Annotated in this window: 14 protein-coding genes and 6 tRNA genes; 2 read left to right on the top strand and 18 right to left on the bottom strand. The window is 54.6% G+C overall.

Annotation, left to right across the window (positions count from 1 at the left end):
- The 9 genes from preA to AB4Z33_RS14655 form a co-directional block, all read right to left on the bottom strand.
- Entirely contained in the window at positions 1-1,311 is a 1,311-nt protein-coding gene (gene preA, locus AB4Z33_RS14695; RefSeq protein ID WP_442050613.1) for an NAD-dependent dihydropyrimidine dehydrogenase subunit PreA, read from the bottom strand.
- Entirely contained in the window at positions 1,304-2,680 is a 1,377-nt protein-coding gene (locus tag AB4Z33_RS14690) for an NAD(P)-dependent oxidoreductase (protein ID WP_442050612.1), read from the bottom strand. The genes preA and AB4Z33_RS14690 overlap by 8 nt, the downstream gene beginning before the upstream one ends.
- A gap of 27 nt (positions 2,681-2,707) precedes the next feature.
- Complete coding sequence (locus AB4Z33_RS14685; protein ID WP_442050611.1) at positions 2,708-3,589, bottom strand: nitrilase-related carbon-nitrogen hydrolase; 882 nt, start codon at positions 3,587-3,589, stop codon at positions 2,708-2,710.
- Positions 3,577-4,863 carry a M20 family metallo-hydrolase gene (locus AB4Z33_RS14680; protein ID WP_442050610.1) on the bottom strand — a complete coding sequence of 429 codons (1,287 nt, stop codon included), beginning with the start codon at positions 4,861-4,863 and terminating at the stop codon, positions 3,577-3,579. The genes AB4Z33_RS14685 and AB4Z33_RS14680 overlap by 13 nt, the downstream gene beginning before the upstream one ends.
- Positions 4,860-6,233 (bottom strand): aspartate aminotransferase family protein, encoded by a 1,374-nt coding sequence (locus tag AB4Z33_RS14675; RefSeq protein ID WP_442050654.1) that lies wholly within the window; start codon positions 6,231-6,233, stop codon positions 4,860-4,862. Before AB4Z33_RS14675 ends, AB4Z33_RS14680 begins: the two co-directional genes overlap by 4 nt.
- A 118-nt stretch (positions 6,234-6,351) precedes the next feature.
- Positions 6,352-7,446, bottom strand: coding sequence for an ABC transporter substrate-binding protein (locus tag AB4Z33_RS14670; protein ID WP_442050609.1), 1,095 nt, complete (start codon positions 7,444-7,446; stop codon positions 6,352-6,354).
- Positions 7,447-7,519: 73 nt separating this feature from the next.
- On the bottom strand, positions 7,520-8,443 hold the full coding sequence (locus AB4Z33_RS14665; protein WP_442050608.1) for an ABC transporter permease: 924 nt from the start codon (positions 8,441-8,443) through the stop codon (positions 7,520-7,522).
- Complete coding sequence (locus tag AB4Z33_RS14660) at positions 8,440-9,255, bottom strand: ABC transporter permease (RefSeq protein ID WP_442050607.1); 816 nt, start codon at positions 9,253-9,255, stop codon at positions 8,440-8,442. Before AB4Z33_RS14660 ends, AB4Z33_RS14665 begins: the two co-directional genes overlap by 4 nt.
- A complete protein-coding gene (locus AB4Z33_RS14655; protein ID WP_442050606.1) occupies positions 9,236-10,048 on the bottom strand; it encodes an ABC transporter ATP-binding protein in 813 nt (270 codons plus the stop codon). Before AB4Z33_RS14655 ends, AB4Z33_RS14660 begins: the two co-directional genes overlap by 20 nt.
- Positions 10,049-10,324: 276 nt before the next feature.
- Between AB4Z33_RS14655 and yhbH the strand changes: the two genes are divergently transcribed.
- Entirely contained in the window at positions 10,325-11,488 is a 1,164-nt protein-coding gene (yhbH, locus tag AB4Z33_RS14650) for a sporulation protein YhbH (RefSeq protein ID WP_442050605.1), read from the top strand.
- 187 nt (positions 11,489-11,675) lie between these two features.
- Positions 11,676-19,898 carry a GH36-type glycosyl hydrolase domain-containing protein gene (locus AB4Z33_RS14645; RefSeq protein ID WP_442050604.1) on the top strand — a complete coding sequence of 2,741 codons (8,223 nt, stop codon included), beginning with the start codon at positions 11,676-11,678 and terminating at the stop codon, positions 19,896-19,898.
- A gap of 230 nt (positions 19,899-20,128) precedes the next feature.
- On the opposite strand, the gene pdaA is transcribed toward AB4Z33_RS14645, so the two are convergent.
- The 9 genes from pdaA to AB4Z33_RS14600 form a co-directional block, all read right to left on the bottom strand.
- Positions 20,129-20,878, bottom strand: a complete 750-nt coding sequence (gene pdaA / locus AB4Z33_RS14640) for a delta-lactam-biosynthetic de-N-acetylase (RefSeq protein WP_442050653.1) — start codon at positions 20,876-20,878, stop codon at positions 20,129-20,131.
- A 165-nt stretch (positions 20,879-21,043) separates the two neighbouring features.
- Positions 21,044-21,640, bottom strand: a complete 597-nt coding sequence (locus AB4Z33_RS14635) for an HD domain-containing protein (RefSeq protein WP_442050603.1) — start codon at positions 21,638-21,640, stop codon at positions 21,044-21,046.
- A 135-nt stretch (positions 21,641-21,775) separates the two neighbouring features.
- Positions 21,776-22,798 carry an LLM class flavin-dependent oxidoreductase gene (locus AB4Z33_RS14630; protein WP_442050602.1) on the bottom strand — a complete coding sequence of 341 codons (1,023 nt, stop codon included), beginning with the start codon at positions 22,796-22,798 and terminating at the stop codon, positions 21,776-21,778.
- 119 nt (positions 22,799-22,917) lie between these two features.
- Positions 22,918-22,994: transfer RNA gene (locus AB4Z33_RS14625), tRNA-Pro, on the bottom strand.
- Between the two features lie 8 nt (positions 22,995-23,002).
- Positions 23,003-23,077: transfer RNA gene (locus AB4Z33_RS14620), tRNA-Gly, on the bottom strand.
- Between the two features lie 7 nt (positions 23,078-23,084).
- Positions 23,085-23,160: transfer RNA gene (locus AB4Z33_RS14615), tRNA-Thr, on the bottom strand.
- Between the two features lie 35 nt (positions 23,161-23,195).
- Positions 23,196-23,272 (bottom strand) — tRNA-Met (locus AB4Z33_RS14610).
- Between the two features lie 18 nt (positions 23,273-23,290).
- Positions 23,291-23,365 (bottom strand) — tRNA-Glu (locus AB4Z33_RS14605).
- Between the two features lie 26 nt (positions 23,366-23,391).
- Positions 23,392-23,479: transfer RNA gene (locus AB4Z33_RS14600), tRNA-Ser, on the bottom strand.
- Between the last annotated feature and the right edge of the window lie 201 nt (positions 23,480-23,680).

The raw sequence follows: 23,680 nt of genomic DNA, 5'->3' as shown, positions 1-23,680 counted from the left end.
CTATACCGCCTCCTTTGCGCTCGAGCCGTCCGCATCATCCTTACTGCTGCCGTTAAGGGCGCTAATCGCCTTCTGCCGCTCATTCCAGCTCATCGGCATTTCCGAAGACGGCACCTCGACCATCGTGATCGCACCTTCGACTGGACAAACGATCGAGCATAGATTGCAGCCGACGCAATCCTCTTCACGTACTTTCAGATACGCGACACCATTCTCATCGGTATGACGCTCAATACATTGATGCGAAGCATCCTCGCAAGCAATATGGCATTTGTTGCATACGATGCAATTCTCTTCCTCAATACGCGCCACAACTGCATAATTCAGATCAAGGTCGCCCCAGTCCGAGAAGCGCTGAACCGACTTGCCAATCAGCTCGGTAACGGAAGCAAGGCCTTTGCCATCCAAATAATTGTTTAATCCGTCAATCATATCCTCGACGATGCTGAAGCYGTGATGCATGGCTGCCGTACAGACTTGTACGCCCGTTGCGCCCATTAGCAGAAATTCAACTGCATCGCGCCAGTTGGATACACCGCCGATGCCTGATATAGGAATACCAACCTGCGGATTGCGGGCGCATTCCGCGACCATGTTGAGCGCGATCGGCTTCACTGCCGGACCGCAATACCCGCCATGCGCTCCTTTGCCTGCGACATGCGGGATCGTATTCCATGTATCGATATCTACGCCTGCAAGCGAATTGATCGTATTAATAAGCGATATCGCATCCGCCCCGCCTCTTGCTGCCGCCTTCGCCGTAGCCGTAATATCGGTAATGTTCGGGGTCAGCTTCACAATAACCGGCGTCTGTGCCGCTTCCTTGGCCCACATCGTCTGCGCTTCAACAAGGTCCGGCTGCTGACCGGAAGCCGAGCCCATGCCGCGCTCCGCCATCCCATGCGGACAGCCGAAGTTCAGCTCCAGTCCGTCAACGCCGATCGCTTCGACCTTCTTCACGATTTCATGCCATTTCTCCCGCTTCGGTTCAACCATTAGCGATACGACGAGCGCATGATTCGGAAACCGTTTCTTGGTCTCATAGATTTCCTTCAAATTGATCTCTAGCGGACGATCCGTAATAAGCTCGATATTGTTGAAGCCCGCTACACGCTGGCCGTTGAAGTGAACTGCAGCGAAGCGCGACGACGTATTAATGATCGGATCGCCAAGCGTCTTCCATACCGCGCCTCCCCAGCCCGCTTCGAAAGCGCGCTGTACCTGATAGCCGGTATTCGTCGGCGGCGCGGATGCCAGCCAGAACGGATTCGGAGACTTGATGCCTGCCAGATTAATGCTGAGATCAGCCATAGCGTTCCCTCCTCGCACAGAGCGAATTGTATATCGAATAAGCGGCGAGCTTCCCTTGCTGCGCTGCGGATACGACCATTGCATCGCCCTGCTGCCCTTCGCCGAATACGACATCTCCTGCCGCATAAACTTGCGGATTGGACGTTTGATGCGTTGCGGCATCAACCGTTACGACGCCTCGTTTATGAGCGATCCCTAACTGCTCAATGAGCGGCAAGTGCCGAGTCTGTCCGATTGCCTTAATAACGACATCGACTTCCATGGAGAAAGCCGAACCTTCTATCGGTACAGGCTTTGCTCGCCCGCCGGTTGCATCCTCCTCAAGCCTCATTTCGATGCATTCAAGCGCCTTGACCTCGCCGTTCTGTCCAGCGGCGATGCGTGTAGGCGCGGTCAACCATTTGAACGATACGCCGTCCTGCTTTGCGAACTCGAACTCGAAGTCGTAAGCGGTCATCTCCGCGCTCGTTCGCCGATAGACGATCTTAACATCATCCGCGCCAAGCCGGACAGAGCAAGTCGCCGCATCAATAGCCGTATTGCCCGCTCCGATAACCGCTACCTTCTTGCCTGCGAACTCTGCCGATAGTCCCGTCTTAGTTGCCTCTACGAAATCGATAGCATCATAAACTCCGTTCAAGCCTTCGCCCTCGATGCCTAGCATAGGTACTTTAGACATTCCGATTGCAAGTACAACGGCATCAAATTGTTCGAGCAGCTGCTCGGCGCTAATATCGAYGCCAACCTTCGTATTCGTCCGTATATCGACGCCAAGCTGCTTCACTTGTTCGACTTCCCAAAGCGATATGTTTTGCGGCAGACGGAACGATACGATGCCATACGTATCGAGCCCTCCAGCCTGCTCCTTCGCTTCGAAGATCGTAACGGCGAAGCCGAACCGCGCAAGCTCCCGCGCCGCCGACAGCCCCGCAGGTCCGCCGCCGATAATGGCTGCCGTCATGCCGTTGCTGCGCCCGGCCGAGAACAGCACCTGTTCATTGCGGATCGCCCAATCGGTCGCATAACGCTGCAGGTCGCCGATCATAATTGGCTTCGAGGAATGATTAAGGACACATGCGCCTTCGCAGAGCTCCTCTGTCGGACATACCCGCGAGCAGGTAGCTCCTACCGGATTCGCATCCATAATGGCCCGTGCCGACCCGAGCATATTGCCTGAGGCGATTTTTTTGATAAAAGAGGGGATATTGATGCCGGTTGGGCATGCCTTAATACATGGCGCATCGTAACAGTACAAACATCGATTCGATTCTTCCATCGCTTCCTTCGGCCTCATGCCCGCCTTAACCTCGGCGAAGTTGCGCTTCAATTGCTCTAGAGATATGAAGGCCGATTGAACTTTACCGCTCATGCCATCCGCTCCTTTCCTCTCGTCCTATCACAGGCTAACGATATTGTCGTACGTCTCCGGTCTGCGATCTCGATAAAACTGCCACACATTGCGCACTTCGCGAATAAGCTCCTTATCCATCTCGCCAATAACGATCTCATCCTTGTCGCGGCTTCCTATAGATACAATCGAGCCTCGCGGATCGACCAAATACGATTGGCCGTAAAACTCGCCCATATTCCACGGCGCTTCGACGCCAACCCGATTGATAGCCGCCACGTAATACCCGTTGGCTACCGCATGGGCGGGCTGTTCCAGCTTCCACAAATATTCGCTCGTACCAGCCACCGTCGCCGATGGGTTGAATACAATTTCCGCGCCGTTAAGCCCTAGCGCCCGCGCTCCTTCCKGGAAGTGGCGGTCATAGCATATATAGACCCCGACCTTCGCAAATGCCGTATCAAACACCGGATATCCGAGATTTCCGGGCTTAAAATAATATTTTTCCCAGAAGCCGCATGAACCGCCTCCTGCCGCCACATGCGGAATATGATGCTTCCGGTATTTGCCGAGATACGAGCCGTCTGCATCGATTACCGCTGCGGTATTGTAGTAGGTTGCTATCCCTTCGCGCTCATAGATCGGGAGTACGATGACGACGCCAAGCTCCTTCGCGAGCTCTTGAAACACTATTGTCGTAGGGCCCGACGGAATTTCTTCCGCTGCCTCATACCACTTCGTCTGCTGCTCGGAGCAGAAGTACGGACCATAAAAAATTTCCTGCAGCGATATAATCTGAGCTCCCTGAGCTGCAGCTTCTCTAACTAGCTTTAAGTGCTTGCGGATAGCCGCTTCCTTATGAGCGGCAACCGGCTCGTCGCCATGCAGTTCGTTCGATGCTTGGATTAAACCGATCTTCACCTTCGACATGCGTCTATCCCTCCTTCACGGCTTGCGATTCGCCTTGCCGCGAGATACAGAAGCTCTGCGCCGAGCGCTATATCCTCCGGCGACGAATATTCCTTCGGATTGTGACTGATGCCCTCCTTGCACCTGACGAAAATCATCCCGTAATCGCATACGTAAGACATCGTAAGCGAATCGTGGAACGGACCGCTCATAAGCTCTGGCGGAGGCGTTATGCCCATGTTATCCGCTTCGATCCGCAACGTCTTCTTGATCCAGTCGGCGCAATAGCGCGGATCACTCTTCGTATCCTCGCGAATCGTATACGTAAGACCGTGCTCGGCGGCGGTCTCCTCTATTTCCTTAAGCAGCCGAGCCTCCAGCCCATTCCTCCTGCTAAGCTCAATATCGCGAAAATCGACGGTGAAGCTCACCTTCTCCGGAATAATGTTGCGCGAGTCAGGAAAGACGGTTAACGATCCAACCGTCCCGACCGTCGGCGCACCAGGTGACTCCCTCGCGAGCCGATCGAGCGCCGTGATGACTTTGGCCGCTCCGACCAGCGAATCCCGCCGCATCGGCATAGGCACCGAGCCCGCATGTCCGGCGAAGCCGTTCATTTCGACCGTCCACCATACCGGCCCGGAAATACCGCTCACGATGCCGATCGGATGCTCCAATGATTCAAGTACGGGCCCTTGCTCAATATGAAGCTCAAGGAAGGCGCCGATGCGATCGGCCGTTACCTGGTAGCTTTCTATTAGAGCGGGGTCGCAGCCGAATTGCCTTAACGCTTCTTCACGCGTTACCCCGTTTTTATCCATCCGCGCGAGCTCGCCGTCCTCCAGCTTGCCCGTCATTCCTCTTACGCCGAACAATCCTTTATTGAATCGGCAGCCTTCCTCGTCACAGAAGGCAACGACCTCAATGTTCATCATCGGTACAAATCCGCTTTCCGCCATCGTCTGAACGGCTTCAAGCGCTCCGAGCACTCCGATAACGCCGTCGAATCGGCCGCCGTAAGGCTGCGAGTCGATATGAGAGCCGAGCATTAAGACTGGCAGCGTGGGGTTCGCACCTTCCATAACGCCGATCAAATTGCCGAATGGATCGATATGCGCCTCAAGCCCCGCTTCMTCCATCCAGCTCTTAACGAGCATGACCGCCTCGCGGTCCTCCTGGGAGAGCGCAAGACGGCAGACGCCGGTATCTCCGATCTTCCCGATGAGCGACAGCTCCTCAATTCTTCTGTGGAGCCTCTCCTTATTAATCGCTCCCGAATATAGGCTCAGCGTCATGCAATCACCTTCTCCTCATCCTTCATCGAGATTGAAAATGCCTTCAGAAGCGTATCCACGATGAATGCAACGTCTTCATCGGTCGAACTAAGCGGCGGACTAATGGTCAATATATTGGCAAAGCCGGGCACCGTATCGCCGTTTTTGCTAATGATCAAACCTAACCGCTTGCACGACGCAATATAGGAAGCGACAAGAGAGGCATCCGCTGGCCGTTTCGAACCCTTATCCTCAACGAGCTCAATCCCGAGCGCAGATCCGAAATGCCGGATCTCTCCGACATGCGGGTGTGCACCCAATGGCTGCAGGCCCTCACGAAATTGATCCCCGATCCAAGCAGATCGGCTAACCAGCTCTTCGCGCTCCAGTATCGCTAGATTCGCCAATGCAACCGCGCAGGAAACCGGATTGCCGCCGAATGTATTCACATGCCGCAAATGATTGTCCGCCTTGCTCGTATCCTTGAAGCTGTCATACAGCTTTGCCGACACCGCCGTTGCCGATAGAGGGGAATACGCGCTCGTCATTCCTTTCGCCATCGTTACGATATCGGGCTTCACGCCGTAATTATGATGGCCGAACTTCATCCCCGACCGGCCGAAGCCGCAGATCACTTCGTCTACGATAAGCAGCACATCGTGTTTGTTGCATATTTCCTGCACCCGCTTCATGTAACCGTCGGGCGGTACGATCATGCCCCCGCCCGTAATAACCGGTTCCATGATGACGGCGGCAACCGAATCCGCACCTTCCCATGTAATCGCGTCGTCGAACGCCTCCGCGCATTGCATGCGGCAGGCCCCCTCCTGTTGGCCGAAAGGACAGCGGTAGCAATACGGCGGCGGCACATGCGAGAAGCCCATCGCCAGCGGCTCATATTTCAGCTTGCGCTGCGCCTGTCCCGTCGCTCCAAGCGAACCGAGCGAGCTGCCATGATAGGCGCGATGCCGAGAAATGAACTTATGCTTGCTCGGCTTGCCGTTCTGGTGATGGTATTGGCGGGCGATTTTGAAGGCGACCTCATTGGCGTCCGAGCCCGAATTGGAGAAGAAGATGCGGTAGTCTCCTTCCAGCCACTCGTTAAGCTTCTCGGCGAGCTTAATCGCCGGAACATGCGATTGAATGAGCGTGGAATAGGCAATCGTCTTCATTTGCTTAGCTGCCGCTTCCGCAATCTCCTCGCGCCCGTGCCCGACATTCACGCACCATAATCCCGACATCCCATCCAAATACCGGTTACCGTCACTATCCGTAATCCAGCTGCCTTCCCMAGATACGACAATCATCGGATGGTCGTTATGCGGCGAGATATGATGCCATACATACCTGCGGTCCTTGTCCAGCCATTCCTCCTTGCTCATCCCGTCCATAGCCGGTTCTTTCACACGCTATCGCCTCCTCCAGCTCGCCGCTAAGCGGTGGGGAAGCGCCGAAGACAACTGCTCATCGGCGCTTCTTCCTTGCCGTCAGCCCTTAGCAAGCAATCCTTTATTTCAATGCATCTTCCAAAATCGTCTTGTCGATCGCCGCAGCCAAATCCGGCGTTTTCTTGATCAACTCGTACTTCAGCGAGATATCGACCGTTCTCTGTACCGCATCGTCGACGAAGCTGCCAACCTGTGCCTCTGTGAACCCTTCCGGCTTCACAAGCTTAGCCATCTCCATAAGCATCGTTGTTTGATGTTCCTTCGTCGTGCTGCCCTCGGTTACCGCCTTCATTACGATGTCAACCGACTCCGGCTGATTCGTGATAGCATAATTCCAGCCCTTCATCGTCGCTTTAATCGCTTTGACCGCAAGCTCTCGGTTGCTCTTCAGCCAATCCTCCTTAACGACCAGCGTATCCTCCAGCATACCTACGCCCGCATCCTCGAAGTCATATACATACAAGTCCTCTTCCTTTACGCCGCTCTCGAGCACGACATGATATTCGTTATAGATCGTAGAGATTGCTACATCAAGCTGTTTGTTAAAGAACTGGTCCATTGTAAAACCTTGCTTCACGAGCTCAACATCCTTCTTCGGATCGAGGCMGTTTTTCTCCATGAAGGCAAGCACTTGGAATTGCTGGCTTCCCGTCCACATGCCAACCTTCTTGCCCTTCATCTTAGCCGGCTCGTCGATGCCCGACTCCTTGCTGGCAACGAAGCGGTACGAGCTTTGCTGCAGAATTTGCGCTACTGATACGAGAGGCAAACCGTTGTCGCGGTTGACGAGGAGGCTGTCAAAGCTTGTTACGCCAATGTCGGCTGCTCCGTTGACGACCTGCTGTTCAATGACAACGTCCGGGCCTCCGGGGATGATTTCAACGTCCAGCCCCTCCTCTGCATAGAACCCCTTCTCCTTGGCAACGAAAATACCCGCGAACTGCGCCTGAGGCACCCATTTCAGTTGAATCTTCACTTTAGTAAGAGGAGCGTCGGACGGCTTATCCGTCGCTTCTGTTGCTGCCCCCTCCGTAGGCTTCGGATCGTCTTCAGCAGGCGGTGACTCGTTCGAGTTGCCGCAAGCGGCGACGAAGAGCAGCATTAATGCGAGTAAAGCGGTTGAAACGGCTTGCATCGTACGGTTTCTCTGTTTCATGAAGACCATTCCTCTCCCTATTGTTTTCTATATGAGAAAAACTCCATTCGGAGTACTTCCAGGATGAACGTTGTCAGGAATGTCTACGATGCGATACATGCCACGGTATAACAAGCCGCTCAACAAGCTGAACGATATAATAGAGAACGATGCCTAGCGCTGCGGCGATTACGATGCAGGACCAGGCGAGTGGCATGTTGCCAAGCTTGATCTGATCCGATAATAGAAAGCCCAGCCCCCGTGAAGATATGAAAAACTCCCCGACGATTGCACCGATGATGCTCGTGGACATATTGATCTTCAGCGCCGTGAAGATAGCCGGCTGTGCCGCTCGAAAGCGCAGCTTCAGAAACACGGTCGTTCTCGGCGCAGCATAGGCATGCATGAGATCGAGGTAAGCAGGCTGTATGGATCGCAGCCCTTTGAAGGCGCTAATCGCCATCGTGGCCATCGTCATGACGGAGACGATCGCAATTTTGGAGGAAACGCCGTTGCCGAACCAATTGTTCATGACTGGCGCAAGCGCAACGATAGGAACGGCGTTAAGCGACGCTAGCAGCGTAATCGCGCCTTTGCCCGCATTCGGGAACAATGAGGCTGCCACAGCAGCCGTAAGACCGAGCAAAGAACCAATGATGCAACCACCTATGATCTCAATTCCCGTATAGATCGAATAGCTCCAAAGCAAATCGGCGTTTTCCTTTATGGAAGATACGATCGCTGACGGAATCGGCAGCTGATAGCGCTCCAGCCTGAACAATCGATGGAATCCCTCAAGCTGCCAGACGAGCAGGAATACAATCGCGAAGCCTACCGGAAGCAGCATCGGCTGCAAAGCTTTCCAGCCCGCTGATATACGCGGCAGACCTCTCTCATTTGCTTTGATGTTAATCGTTATAGGGTCGCGCCCWGAATCCAGCTCCTGTACATTGCCCGCGGCAGGCAGCGCCGCCATACCTGACTGAGGTTCTGACTTGACGGCCGCAAGCTCCTTCATGCCTCGTCCCTCCCCTTCGCCCGGAACTCGGGCTGCCACGGTGTAAGCAACCTTTCGGCTGCYGCGATAAGCAGATATAATGCGATGCCGATTACCATGCTGATGAGCACCGTTGACCAGAACATATATACCTGTGACGTCMCATAGTAGAGCGAGCTGACCATGAGCACCCCGATACCGTCCGGCGCTCCCATCAGCTCCACGATGATAGATGCCGTTATGGCGAGCGGCGCGGACAGCTTCAGACCTGCGAACAAGCCGGGAAGCGCGGCACGTAGCTTCAGCTTGCTGTAGAGCGTCCATGTCGAGGCTGCATACGTGCGCATAAGCTCCAACTGCTCAGGACTTACGCTTCGCAGCCCGCGAAGCATATGGATCGCGACCGGAAAAAACGTCACGTAGCCAGCCATCAGCACTCTGGACAGCTCGGCATCGCGGACAATCCCGTAAATAATTGGGGCTAGGCCGATAATTGGTATCATCTGAGAGGCAATCATATATGGAGACAGCGTATACTCGGCTGCTCTCGATACACTCATTACAATCGCAAGTGCTGCACCGACTATCGAACCGATGACGAAGCCGGTAATCGAATTGCCGAACGTCACCGTCCCTTGCTTAAGCAAGGTCGGCAGATGATCGGCTAGTGTTCCCAGCACCTTATGCAAGTATGGAAGCTTCGAGGCTGGGGCGGTCGTCTTCATGACGTCGGCGATGAACCATGCTCCAGCTTCCCATAAGAGCAGGACGGCGGCGACCCATAAGGCAAGGACAGCCCCCTGCCCCCCTCTTTTAAACAATCTGTCCGTCAAAGGAATCACTCTCCTTGTAGAAACAATTCCTCACCGTCCTCGACATCTCGTGGAAATGGGCTGATTCGCGGATATGGGACAGATCGCCCTCCTCCCTAATCATTTCCACGACCGAATGGACGCGTCCGGGATGAGCAGATAACACAATGACGCGGTCCGACAAGAACACCGCTTCGGGAATGCTGTGCGTAACGAATACGATCGTCTTGTTCGTTTGCTTCTTGATCTCAAGTAGCTCCAACTGCAGCTTCTCCTTCGTGAACTCATCAAGCGCGGAGAAAGGTTCATCCATGAACAGAATAGGTGGATCAAGCGATAGGGCGCGGGCAATTGCGATACGTTGCTGCATGCCGCCGCTTAGCTGCCAAGGGTAGTAATTACGGAACGAGGATAGCCCGACCATCTCGAGCAGCCTCTCGATAAGAGGAGTGTATTGCGATTTGCGCACACCGAGCACCTCTAGCGGCAGCTCGATATTCTCCTTCACCGTCCGCCATTCGAAGAGCGTCGGGTTCTGGAACACAATGCCGAATTTACGGCGGAGTCGGACTTCACGAGGGTGGTCATCTTGGATCGTAATCGTGCCGCTCGTAGGCTCAAGCAAGTCGGCCATCAGCCTGAGCAGCGTCGACTTGCCGCAGCCGGACGGTCCTAGCAGCGATACGAATTCATTGCGATAGATTTCGAAGCTTACGTCTTGGAGCGCAGTGAACTCCTGCCCCTTTTTCCCAAAACGCATACTCACTTGATCGACGATGATCTCTGCCTTCTTGGCAGCTTCAGGTATATGCATGCAGTCCCTCCTCAAAACAAACATAGTTTGCGTTAAGTATGCGAAAGCCTTCATCACTGTATATGTCATATTATATAACATTAACTTTTGATTACATTATACAAAGTGGTTAAAAATGAGCAGTCGAACTGGACACAATGTCACCCCCAGCCGCAAGACCGTTAGATAGATTGCTAGAATTAGACGTTTTATTCTTTCACATAACCGCTCGGCTGTTGAATATATTGATTAACAACAGGTGTTTTAACAACAAATAAGCGGGGGAGGTGCTCCGAAATGGGTTCATCGGACAACGGCATGTTCAGCGTCTCACGGGAAGATTGGTCATTGCATCGCAAAGGGTATCAAGATCAGGCCAGGCATCAGCAGAAGGTAAGGGAAGCGATTAAGCAAAATTTGCCCGATCTCGTGTCTGAGGAAAGCATCGTCATGTCAGACGGCAAACAGGTTATTAAGGTGCCGATTCGGAGCCTTGATGAATATCGGTTCGTCTATAACTACAATAAAAATAAACATGTCGGCCAAGGCGATGGCGACAGTCAGGTCGGCGACGTGCTCGGCGTCGACCCTTCATCGGCGCAGAAGGGCGGCAAAGGCGACAAGGCCGGAGATCAGCCCGGCGAGGATATAATCGAGGCGGAGATCAGCCTTGCAGAGCTGGAAACGATGCTGTTCGAAGAGCTGGAGCTTCCGTTCCTGAAGCAGAAAGACAAGGATCAGCTCGAGACGAAGGAAATCCGGTTCAACGATATTCGTAAAAAAGGCATCATGTCCAACATCGACAAGAAACGGACGATCATCGAGAACTTGCGCCGCAACGCCACCTCCGGCCAACCTGGCATTCACGGCATAACGCCCGACGACCTGCGCTACAAGACGTGGGAAGAGATCGTTAAGCCGCAGTCGAATGCCGTCATCTTGGCCATGATGGATACGTCTGGCTCGATGGGCTCGTTCGAGAAATACGTGGCTCGCTCCTTCTTCTTCTGGATGACACGCTTCCTGCGGCACCAGTACGAGAAGGTCGACATTGTTTTTATTGCGCATCATACAGAAGCGAAGGAAGTAACAGAGGAAGAGTTCTTCACCCGTGGCGAGAGCGGCGGTACGATCTGCTCGTCGGCTTACATGAAAGCGTTGGAAATTATCGACAGCCGCTTCAATCCGAACCTGTACAACATCTACCCGTTCCACTTCTCTGACGGCGACAACCTGACGAGCGACAACGAACGGTGCGTGAAGCTCATCGGTGAGCTGCTTAAGCGTTCCAACCTGTTCGGCTACGGCGAGGTTAACCAATATAACCGCTCCAGTACGCTCATGTCAGCCTACAAGCATATTAACTTGCAGCACTTCATGTATTATGTCATCAAGGAAAAAGGCGAGGTATACAACGCGCTGAAGTCGTTCTTCCGCAAGCGCGAGGGCGTGACGGGCTAATCAGGACGAAATCTTTACGAATAAACAAAGGGAGGCAGCCTGCTGCCTCCCTTTGTTTTGATCATCATTATGCGTGTATTTCGAATTGGTTTCATCGAATACGCGCGTTTGACTTATAAAATCCCMCAAAATTCGGAATGTTAAAGAAGTGCTTTTATTCAATTATGATCCATGGGGGATAAAGGAAATGGAATGGAGTCAAGTAAAATTGAAGGAACATGCCCATAAGCTCGCGTTGGAACATGACCCTCACGGCAAACGGATATCGTCTAAGTCGCTGTCGTTTTGGCTGGAGGAAGATGTCAGGGAGCTCCGGCAGTTTATCGCCGAGTTGAACGAACGGGCCATCKCCTGCGAGCAGCCGGCCGAGGAATGGTTTCTCGACCATTCGGAATTTTTGGAAGCGGAGCTGGCTGGCATCAAGCTGGAGCTGGCCGGCTTCCCGGTCAAATCGCTTCCCGTGCTTGGAAAGAGCGCGAGGACCAGAGTTTCTTCGATATGCGAAGCATACCTTGCGTATACCGATGGATTGCTAGACGAACAACTTTTCATCGCTTATTTGGACGCTTATCAGGAGGTTGCCGTGCTGACTGCCGCCGAGGCTTGGTCAATCCCGCTCTTCCTTAAGATGGAGCTCGTTCGCAGGCTTGTGTCCCTCGCGGGGCCGCTGAAGGAACGCCGGGCCATCTGCGTACAGGTTGAGCGCATGCTGTCCTCCATTCCCGCATCGGAGCTGACACCGGAGCGGTTAAAGCAAGCACTCGAGGCGGAGCATGTCGAAATGCCGTTATCCGGCGCCATGACCGTTCATCTCGTCAAACATCTCAGAGAACATGCGGAGGATTCGGCGCATGTCGGGGAATGGTTGATCTGCAAGCTGGAGAATGAGCCCTCGGATTTGGACGCGATCCTATCTTACGAGTATAGGCTGCAAGCCGAATATCAAGTCGCTGTCGGCAACGTACTCGGCAGCTTGCGCAAGCTCTCGCGCTGGTTGTGGAATGAACTTTTCGAACGCGTCAGCATTATCGAGCAAACGCTGCGGCAAGAGCAGGCAGGCGATTATCCGCGATTGGATGGAGCAAGCCGGCATACGCTGCGATATCGGGTAGAGCTGCTTGCCCGCCGCATGAAGGTGCCAGAAAATTTGGTGGCATCCCAAGCCGTCCGTTTGGCCGACGATCGCTACTTAACCGCCGCTTCGGAGAAGACACCTCAGGCTTCCCCTTCCAGAAGCAGCTATGTGTCCTATTATTTGCWGGACGCGCGCGGCATGAAAGAGCTTCAGCAGGCGTTGAAGCAATGCGGCAAAGCCGGCGCCCTTCCGGAGGTCGGTCTTCGTCTTCGCGCATCCGGCCTGTATTTGCAGATGGTCGCATTAGGAACGTTAATCGCTCTCGTCGGTTTCTTCATCGCGATCGGCGCGCAGGGAGGACTGGACCTCCCCCTTTCCGTAGGCGCTCTTTCGGCCTGCTTAATGCTACTTCTGATCCCGGCAAGCGAATGGGCCATCACAGTCGTTCACTGGCTCATCGAACGAATGACGCTGCCGACCCGTCTGCTGCGCTACGATTTCTCTGAAGGCGTGCCGTCTGAAGCGTCGACAATGGTCATCATTCCCGTCATTTGGAGCAGGCCAGACAATATTAGAGCGACGTTCGACCGTCTGGAGCTTCATTATTTGGCGAATCGAGAATCCAATATCCATTTCGGCATACTAAGCGATTTGCATGATGCGGACGCGGAGAAACTGTCCGAGGATGATAGCCTGCTGCGGCTGGCGAAGGCGGAAACCGAACGGTTGAACCTTAAATATCCTGCAGCCACGTTTCATTGGTTTCACCGCAGCAGGCTATGGAATCCTTCCGAACGTTCATGGATGGGCTGGGAGCGCAAGCGGGGCAAGCTGGAGGAATTCGTAAAGCTTTTGAAGGGGGAACGTAATACAAGCTACGAAGTAATTTACGGTGATAGCACCGTGCTGGAGGGGATCCGCTACGTCCTCACGCTTGATGCGGATACGCAGCTTCCACTCGAAAGCGCTCGCCGCATGATCGGAGCGATCCATCTGCCGTACAATCGTCCCAGATTGGATTCAAGCGGTACGAAAGTAGCCGAGGGCTACGGCGTGCTCCAGCCGAGGATCGGCATGACCTACGAAAGCGCGCGGAAGTCGAGGCTAACGGCTCTCTTCGCTTTCGAAACCGGCCTCGATCCTTATGCCTTCGCGGTGTCGGATCCGTATCAAGACGCGATCGGCCAAGGCATATTTACCGGCAAAGGAATCTTCGACGTCGACGCGTTCCACCGCGTTCTTGGAGGACGATTCCCGGAGAACCGCGTGCTCAGTCACGATTTGCTGGAGGGCAGCTTCCTGAGAACCGGTTTCCTGTCGGATATCGAGTTGATCGACGATCATCCGCCGACCTTCCTGTCGCAGCAAAAGAGGCTTCATCGCTGGACGCGCGGAGATTGGCAACTGCTGCCTTGGCTTAGGAGTGCAGCGAGAAACGCCAAGGGAATGGTCTCGCCCACTAACTTATCGGCGATGACTCGCTTTCAAATTGCGGATAATCTAAGGCGCAGCCTGCTTCAGCCTGTGCTTCTGGCGATTCTGCTGACGGCGGCACCGCTGCTGCCGGGTTCTCCTCTCAGTTGGTACGCCATCGTACTGGCAACCATGCTGCTGCCGGTCATTCGCCAGCTCTTCTCGTTCGCCGGCTTGATTCGGCGTCCCGGCAGCATACTGCGGACGGCCGCACATGCGCTTCTATCGTTCATTGTGCTCCCGTTCCAGAGCGCGATGCTGCTCGATGCCATTTTTCGGACGCTGTACCGTTTGATAGCGTCCAAACGATTGCTGCTGGAATGGACAAGCCAAGCGGAAGTGGAGCGGTTAAGCAGCAAGGCGGGAGCGTCACCGCTCGCCGGCATGCCCGGCGGCTACACGCTTACCGCGCTTATGCTTGCCGGCGCCTTTCTGCCCGGATCTTCGGCCGCGACGAAGGCAGTCGTCCTCGTAATCGCGCTTCTCTGGTGCGCGGCGCCGCTTGTCGTCCGGTGGCTTGACGGTTCGCCCGAGCATAGCGATGCTTCCTTTAGTGAGCAGGAAACGGAAACGCTTCGCAATCTTGCTAGCGATATATGGTCGTTTTATGAAGATTTCGTGACCGAACAGGACAACTGGCTGCCTCCGGACAATGTGCAGCTTGAACCGGATCGAGGCGTCGCGCACCGAACCTCTCCGACCAATATCGGCATGTACGCCATATGTGCGGTTGCGGCAAGGGACTTCGGCTTTATTGACACGACCGGCTTGATCGAACGGCTCGAGCGGACGGTCGGTACGATAGAGCGGCTTGAAAAGTGGGAAGGACATCTATACAACTGGTACGACACGGAATCGCTCGCTCCGCTTATGCCTATCTACGTGTCCACCGTTGATTCGGGTAACTTGGTGGCCGCCCTTATAACGGTAAAGGAAGGTCTAATCGAGTGGATGCGCGCGGACTGGGGCAGTAAAGCGGGCATGCCAGATTATAAAGGCATGGAACACCGGCAGAGTAAACGATACGAGGTCGCTTTCGCGGATGAGCTGGGGAATGCCGGCAAAGGCGACTTGATGACGCGAGGCAATCGGTTGGCCGACCGGATCGATGACTTAACCCAGGGCACCGACTTCCGGCATCTTTACGATTCAAAGACGAATTTGTTCTCGCTCGGCTATCATGTCGCCCGTCGCGAACGGGACGAAGTGTTATACGATCTGCTCGCTTCCGAAGCAAGGCAGGCGAGCTTCGTCGCCATCGCGATGGGACAGGTGCCGGTCTCCCATTGGAACGCGCTCGGGCGTACGATGACGAAGGTCGGCGGCAAGTCGGCGCTGCTCTCCTGGAGCGGCACGATGTTCGAATATTTGATGCCTTGGCTGCTCATGAAGACATACCGACATACGATTTGGGACAGCACTTACAAAGCCGTGGTCTCTCGCCAGATTGAATACGCCAAGCAGCGGAACGTGCCGTTCGGCATATCCGAGTCTGGCTATTTCGCTTTCGATCATCAACTGAACTATCAGTATCGCGCCTTCGGGGTGCCGGGTCTCGGCTTCAAACGCGGACTGGAACAGGACTTGGTGTTGGCCCCTTACGCAACGATCATGGCTTTACCTTATGCACCCCAAGAGGGGCTTCGTGCGTTGCATCGGATGGAGGAACTTGGCGCCCGGGGACCGTACGGGTATTACGAAGCGATGGATTTTACGCCGCGACGGCTGAAGCATGATGGACAGCACGCGGTCATCCGAAGCTTCATGGCGCATCATCAAGGCATGAGCCTGGCGACCTTGTCCAATATGCTACTCCCTCATTCCATGATCGACCGTTTCCATCGGAACAAAGAGGTGCGCGCGGCCGAACTGCTGCTTCAGGAGCGGATTCCTCGCCAAGCCAAATTAATCCGGCATCCCGCTTTGCACCGCTCGCAGACCGATAGGGAAACACTGCCGATTCAAACCGAGCCGGTTCGCGAATTCACCTCCCCCCATACCGCGACGCCCGAAGCATGCGTGCTGTCCAACGGCCGATTCAGCACGATCGTCACGGCCAGCGGCAGCGGCTTCAGCAGCTGGGAAGGTCTTTCCGTCTCCAGATGGAGAGAAGATCCGGTGAAGGACGCTTGGGGATCCTATATTTATGTTCGCGATGTCGCTTCCGATCGGATATGGTCCCCCTCCTTCCAGCCATGCCGGACTGAAACGCCGGAGCAACGCATTCGTTTCGAGCCGGACAAAGCAACGTTCGAACGCCGCGTTGGCGTTGTGAGGACGCTCATGGAAATTTGCGTATCTCCTGAAACCGACGCGGAAGTACGGCGCATCACGCTTGTCAATGAAGGAGACGAGCCGTTGATGCTGGAGGTCACGTCGTACCTGGAGCTAGCACTTGCAAATCCGATCGCGGACGATGCGCATACCGCCTTCAGCAAGCTGTTCATCCGCACTGCATACGACGAAAACAGCGGTTGTCTCGTGGCCAGCCGCAGAAAACGCGATGCCAAGGATCAAGCGCTATGGGCTGCCCATACCCTCGTGGCGGAAAGAGGAACGTTCGGCGGACCGGAATTCGAAACCGACCGATCGGCTTTCATCGGACGAGGGTACCGCTTGGAGGAGCCGCACGCGATCCGGAACCGGCTAAAGGGAAAAACGGGCTCCGTCGCGGATCCGGCCTTCGTAATGAGGCGGCGCGTACAAGTAGAGCCCGGTGGACAAGCCATCTTCTACGCCGTAACTTCGGTAGCTGAAACGAAGGAAGATGCGCTTGAAGGAGCAGCAGGATTAGCAAAGCCGCAGCAGGTAGAGCGGACGTTCCAGCTGGCCTGGACGCGAAGCCGAATCGAGCTCCGCAGCCTAGGGCTGGAGCTGGAGGAAGCGTTCGTCTTTCAACGACTTGCCGCGCAAGTGTTGTATACGCCTCCGCTTAGCGGCGAGCGCGGCAAGCGAATTCTAGCCAACGTCAAGGGACAGCCCGGGCTGTGGTCCTTCGGCATATCGGGAGACAGACCGATCATCGTCGTCGAAATCGATAACCGAAGCCGCCTGCCGTTCGTAATTAAGCTGCTTACCGGACATGAATATTTGCGCAGGCTGGGCATCCGCTTCGATCTCGTCCTACTAAACCGATCTCCGGTCGGATACGAACAGGATTTGCAGGATGCGCTCAGCCGGGCCGTCGAGCACGGCGTCGACCGCTTCGGTGCCGGGCACGCGAATATTCAAGTCCTTCCCGCCGACAGACTGTCGGAAGACGACGAAACACTTCTCCTTTCCGTAGCGAAGTTATCGCTCCGGGCGAGCGGACCTTCCTTGGCCGTTCAACTTCGGAAGCCGCGCGGGACGCGGGAAAGCGATTCGGCCTCAAAGAGACCGACCATGTCTGAGGGCACGCATCTCCTTGCGCCTCGGCAGCAGGAAGCCCGCGCCGTCAAGCTCGAAGCCAAGGACGTATTATTCCACAACGGCTGGGGCGGCTTTACGCCGGACGGCAAAGAGTACAAGCTGCTCATTGAAGACGGCAAGCATTTGCCCGCACCGTGGATCAATGTCCTTGCCAATCCCGAGTTCGGAACGATCGTGTCCGAGCTCGGAACCGGGTATACGTTCTGGCGCAACAGCCGGGAGTGCAAGCTAACCCCTTGGTCGAACGACCCGGTGCTCGACCCGCCCGGAGAAATGGGTTACCTCCGCGATGAAGATTCCGGCAGCGTATGGACGATCGCTCCTGCCGCCGGCGGCCATGCGGCGCCGTACCTGGTCACCCATGGCCTCGGCCACACGACCTTCGAGCACGAGCGCGATGGCATAAGCCATACAATGAAGATGTTCGTGCCGATGGACGATCCCGTCAAAATCATGCGGCTGAAGCTGAGGAACGACTCTGCGTCGGAAAGACGCCTGTCCGTAACCTATTATGCGGAGTGGGTAATCGGGGTACATCGCCAATCGAACGCCTCCTTTATCGCAAGTGAATGGAACGAGGAAGCCGAAATCATGACCGCTCAGAATCGCTATCAGGACATCTTCCGTGAAGCGACGCCGTTCCTCGGCGTCTTCCCGCAGCAAGCGGCGGAAGAAGATGGACTATCGTGGACAGCGGATCAACTGGCTTTCGTCGGAAGAAACGGAAGCATGGAACGGCCCGCCGCTTTGTCGCGCCCAAGCCTGGACATGCGGGACGGCGTCCATTACGCAAGCTGCGGAGCCGTCCAACGCAAGCTGAAGCTTCAGCCTGGCGAAGAAACGGAAGTGATCATGCTGCTCGGTTGTGCCTCTTCCAGAAGCCAAGCCGCGATACTTGCTCGGCAATACGCCGACGAGGAACGCTGCGATGCCGCTTGGCAGGAGACAGCCTCTTATTGGGAGGAAACGCTCGGCCAGATCGTCGTGGATACGCCGTCGGTCGAGAGCAATATACTCCTCAACGGCTGGCTGCTGTACCAATCGCTTGCATGCCGCATGTGGGCGCGAACCGCCTTCTATCAAGCCGGAGGCGCCTTCGGTTTCAGGGATCAGCTTCAGGACTCGCTCGCCATTCTCCACACGAGACCCGAGCTTACGAGGCGTCAGATTTTGCTAAGCGCATCGCATCAGTACGAGGAAGGCGACGTGCAGCATTGGTGGCATGAAGAAACGAATCGCGGCATCCGCACTTTGTTCTCCGACGACTTGCTCTGGCTGCCGTATTCGGTCTCTCGATATATCGAGCATACGGAAGACGCGACGGTACTCGATGAACGAGTCGCCTATCTGACCAGCGAAACGCTGCGGGAAGGCGAGCATGAGCGATACGAGGAGACGGTCCGCTCCGATCGAATCGAAAGCGTCTACGAGCATTGCGCCAAAGCCATCGACAAGTCGCTGCAGCGGATCGGCGAACATGGCTTGCCGCATATCGGGGTGGGCGATTGGAACGACGGCATGAATCTGGTCGGCGACGAAGGCAGGGGCGAAAGCGTCTGGCTCGGCTGGTTCCTCAGTGAAGTGCTTAAACGCTTTGAGCCTTTATGCGATTCTCGAGGCGAACAAGAACGCAGCGCAATGTACAAGACGGCCCGCGAGAAGCTGGCCGAATCGCTTCACGAGCATGCGTGGGACGGACAATGGTACCGTCGAGCCTTTACGGACGGGGGTACCTGGCTCGGCTCCTTGCATAACGAGGAATGCCGGATCGATGCCATCGCGCAATCCTGGTCCGTCATTTCCGGCGCGGCCGCGCCGGATCGCGCGCTACAAGCGATGAAGTCGTTCGATCGCGAGCTGGTCGACCGTGAGATGGGGGTCGTAAGACTTCTCACTCCGCCGTTCGACCGCACCGAGCCGAGCCCCGGCTACATTCAGGGGTATCCGCCGGGCATCCGCGAGAACGGCGCGCAATACACGCACGGCGTCATCTGGAGCATCGTCGCCTGGTGCAAGCTGGGTCGCGGCGACAAGGCGTTCGACCTGTTCCGCATGCTGAACCCGGTCAACCATACGCGGACCGAACGCGAGGTTAGAACCTATTACGGCGAGCCTTACGTCATGGCGGCGGACGTGTACACCGCCGAACCTCATCAAGGCCATGCGGGATGGACCTGGTATACCGGGGCATCGAGCTGGATGTATCAAAGCGGAATCGAATGGATTTTGGGTATGCGCAGGCAAGGCAGACGTCTATACCTGAATCCTTGCGTCCCGTCCGAATGGGCCGGCTACAAAGCGATCTACCGCTTCGGCCAAACCCGCTACCATCTTCATTTCATCCGCAACGGGGACGGCAACGGCGAAATCGAACTGAACGCCGGTCCCGATGCCTACGTCGAGCTGGAAGACGGAGGAGGAGAACGTTTTATCACCATCCGATTGACGTAAAATACAAGCGAAAGTGCGGCAACCGGCGTTGCCGTCTTACGGTAAAATACTGCAAAGAGAAGAGACTGCGGCATCGTTATCGATGTACGCAGTCTCTTCGATGTACGTCTCGCACTCGCTTGCCTTTAGCGCTTATGACTGACTATGACGAAAACAAAAACGACGCAGGAGTTTTCTCCTGCGCCCTTTCTAACTATCTATTCGTTGGCGAAGACGGAGCGCACGGCCACTCAGAGCAAGCCAGCCATCAACTCGTCCAAGCTCTTGAATTCATAACCTTGCCGTCTAGCTTCGTCAATGATGCCCCCCAGCGCCTCCGTATTGTCCTTCGACACGGAATGGAGCAAGATGATCGCACCGGGATGCAGCTGCTTAATGACGGAGCTATAGGCATACTCGCGCCCTCGCTGTGCATTAACATCCCAATCCTTATAAGCGACTGACCAAAATACGTTCGTATAGCCGACCTGCTTGCTGACAGCGAGCACCCTTTCGCTGAATATCCCTCTTGGCGGCCTAAGATAGATCATTTCCTTCTGTCCAGTGAGCTCGCGCACTTGTACATTTACTTTGTCCAGCTCGGATTTGATCTGCTCGTCGGACAACGTCGTCATATCCGGATGACTCCACGAATGGTTGCCGATGATATGCCCTTCCGATACCATTCGCTTAAGCAGCTCAGGCTGATCCTTAATGTAATGACCGGTCACGAAAAAAGTCGCCGGCGTCTTCTTATCCCTCAATATGTCAAGAATTTTCGAGGTGTAGCCGTTCTCGTAACCGTTATCGAACGTTAAGTACAGCTCCTTCTTGGTCGAGTCGCCAAGAAACAAAGCGCCGTGCTTCATCACAATCGGTTTGAAGCCCTCATCGTCTATGGAGGGAAGCCTCCCCTCGGCGCTCTTCCGAAAGCCAAAATGATACACGCCAGGCGAGCCAGCCGCATTCACTATACTTGTCGTGCCGCTCAGCATAACCATAAGCAGCAAAGCCGCAACGATACGAATCAAACGCATAACCACTCATCCGCTCCTTCTCTTGTCCCGATCGTAACCGATCATAATAAAAATAGCTGCTCCAACGAATAAAAATCGTCAGCGCAGCTATTTTCCCCTGATTTTCGCTATTATATCCATCATTCTCCCTTATTGCCGCTCGCCGTACAGTCCGTTTACCTCTTGGATCAGCACCTCGAGAAGCGGAAAGGTTGATTGATAGCCAATGCTCTCAATGATCGAACGATGATACCATTCCTGCTTATCGCGTCCGCGCTTGAACCGCTGCCACGCTTTCTCGCCCTCAGCCTCAATGGCTGACCGTGTCGATCGAATATTATGAATCTTATCTGCGCAGGAAACCATTCTGATCGGAAGCGATGCTGTCTTCAAGAAAGCAATCGTATGCGACTTGCGCTCTTCCCAGGACTTGCTCTTGTCAGGCTCTGAGCATCCGATAACAATATCAGTCACCGTCTGTCCGAATGTCTCGAGCAGATCTGCTTCCGTAATTTCGGTATCCTCCAGCGTGTCATGCAGGATGCCTGCAGCTACGATCTCAGGCTCGCACTGAGCTTGCATCAGCATCATCCCGACTCCGTACGGGTGGCTAATATAAGGCAGGTTTGTACCTTTCCTCACTTGATTTTTGTGAGCCTTTGCTGCAAGATCAATTGCTTTCTGTATAAGCTCCATTACCAATGATCGCTCCCTCTCCTGCATGGCCGCCTTTCGTCTCTGTTCCATCTTCTTCGTATGCAGCCTATAAACGTAATATATACGCTTTTTTGCTTCAACTAGACCATATGCGTATGCTTAATGGTCGTCAAGTGTTCGTAGTGTATCCGAATATCGCTGCTTATACMACATAATATCGTATAATCAACCATGACTGCTTATGTTCAGATCGAATAACTCCGACAGGAGCTTATACGAAAGTATCCGCGCCTCGTAATTATGAATCGGGCTATTAATGAGAATCTCGTTAACATTGTAAGCCCCGCTTAGCTCGATAAGCTGCTGCTTCACTTTCTCGGGAGAACCTACGACTCTCGTTTGGCGCGTATGCTTAATTCTTAAATAGTCTGCTTCCGTATATGGGTAGTCGTACGCCGTCTGCACAGAAGGCAGATTAAGCAGTTGCTGTCCCGTCGACAGCTGCAGGAAAAATAAATCACTGCTTGTCGCAAGCGCATTCGCTTCCTCGTCCGTATCCGCACAAATAACTAATGCAGCAATCATAGCCTGCGGCTTATCGCCGAGCAGCTTGGAAGGCTGGAAGTGAGTCTGATAATATCGCATGGCTTCCTCTCCGCCCGGTGTGCCGAAAAACTGCGCGAAAGCATAAGCCGAACCTAGCTGCGCGGCCATTCTTGCGCTTTCTCCGCTAGAGCCGAGCATCCAGATCGGCGGTGCGCTCGGGATCGACGGAGACGTCAACAGCCCCTCAAAAGGATGACCAGATGGCTGTTTATCACGCAGAAAGCCAGCCAAGTCCAGCACCTGCTGCGGGTACTTATTCACATCAACGAACTTATCCGCTTGCAGCGCTCTTGTCGCGATCGGCATACCGCCCGGCGCTCGGCCTAGCCCAACGTCGATTCTGCCCGGGTGGAGCGCCTCTAGCAGCTTAAAGTTTTCCGCTACCTTGTAGGCACTGTAATGAGGCAGCATGATCCCGCCTGATCCTACGCGTATCGTCGACGTAGCCGCTGCCAAATGCGCGATAAGCACTTCAGGGCTAGAGAATGCAAGCGCTCTTGTCGCGTGATGCTCCGATACCCAGAACCGGCTATAGCCTAGCCTCTCCGTCTCCTGAATGAGACGCGTCGCTTCCTGCAGCGCTTGTCCCGCTGTCTGACCTTCACTTATATGCACCTGATCGAGAACTCCGAGCTTAAGCATAACCTACCTCCTAGCGATATAATGAGCAGCAATACGAGTAAAATAATTTCAAAAAAAACCACTCCCGTTCGCCTCAATTCGACGAAGTTAGTGGTTACCGTTTAAGTAAAAAATGAAGATGGTCGGGATGACACGATTTGAACATGCGACCCCCTGGTCCCAAACCAGGTGCTCTACCAAGCTGAGCTACATCCCGAGAAAAGATGGAGCGGAAGACGGGAATCGAACCCGCGACCCTCGCCTTGGCAAGGCGATGCTCTACCGCTGAGCCACTTCCGCAAAAAACTGGTGCCGTCGAGAGGACTTGAACCCCCAACCTACTGATTACAAGTCAGTTGCTCTACCAATTGAGCTACAACGGCAAGGTATGGTTTCATCTGCTTCTAGATGAAGGAATTGGTTGCGGGGGCAGGATTTGAACCTGCGGCCTTCGGGTTATGAGCCCGACGAGCTACCGGGCTGCTCCACCCCGCGTCGTTAAACAAATAATAATGGTGACCCGTAGGGGATTCGAACCCCTGTTACCTCCGTGAAAGGGAGGTGTCTTAACCCCTTGACCAACGGGCCTAGCTATGATGATAAAAAAGTTCGTACGGAGAGAGAGGGATTCGAACCCTCGCACCACTTACGCAGTCTAACCCCTTAGCAGAGGGTCCCCTTGAGCCACTTGGGTATCTCTCCAAACAGTGTTTTTCACTGATTGTACCTCTCGAATTACTTCGAAAAACACAACCATTTTCATTTGATTATGCTTCCTGAATCACTTCAGAAAAGACACAACCATGATCTCAGAGGCATTGCGCCCTGAAAACTGGATACGAAAGATGTTGCTGCTGAACTTTAGCTGTTGCCTATAGGTTGTATGGACCATATAAGCTTTTT

This window comes from Paenibacillus sp. 2TAB19, from assembly GCF_052115185.1.
Lineage (GTDB): Bacteria > Bacillota > Bacilli > Paenibacillales > Paenibacillaceae > Pristimantibacillus.
This window is presented reverse-complemented; position numbering and strand designations above follow the sequence as displayed.

Excerpts from the sequence above, each read along its gene's own strand:
- yhbH (WP_442050605.1), top strand. The coding sequence starts at position 10,325 with ATGGGTTCATCGGACAACGGCATGTTCAGCGTCTCACGGGAAGATTGG.
- AB4Z33_RS14635 (WP_442050603.1), bottom strand. The coding sequence starts at position 21,640 with ATGGAACAGAGACGAAAGGCGGCCATGCAGGAGAGGGAGCGATCATTG.
- pdaA (WP_442050653.1), bottom strand. The coding sequence starts at position 20,878 with ATGGTTATGCTGAGCGGCACGACAAGTATAGTGAATGCGGCTGGCTCG.
- AB4Z33_RS14630 (WP_442050602.1), bottom strand. The coding sequence starts at position 22,798 with ATGCTTAAGCTCGGAGTTCTCGATCAGGTGCATATAAGTGAAGGTCAG.
- AB4Z33_RS14655 (WP_442050606.1), bottom strand. The coding sequence starts at position 10,048 with ATGCATATACCTGAAGCTGCCAAGAAGGCAGAGATCATCGTCGATCAA.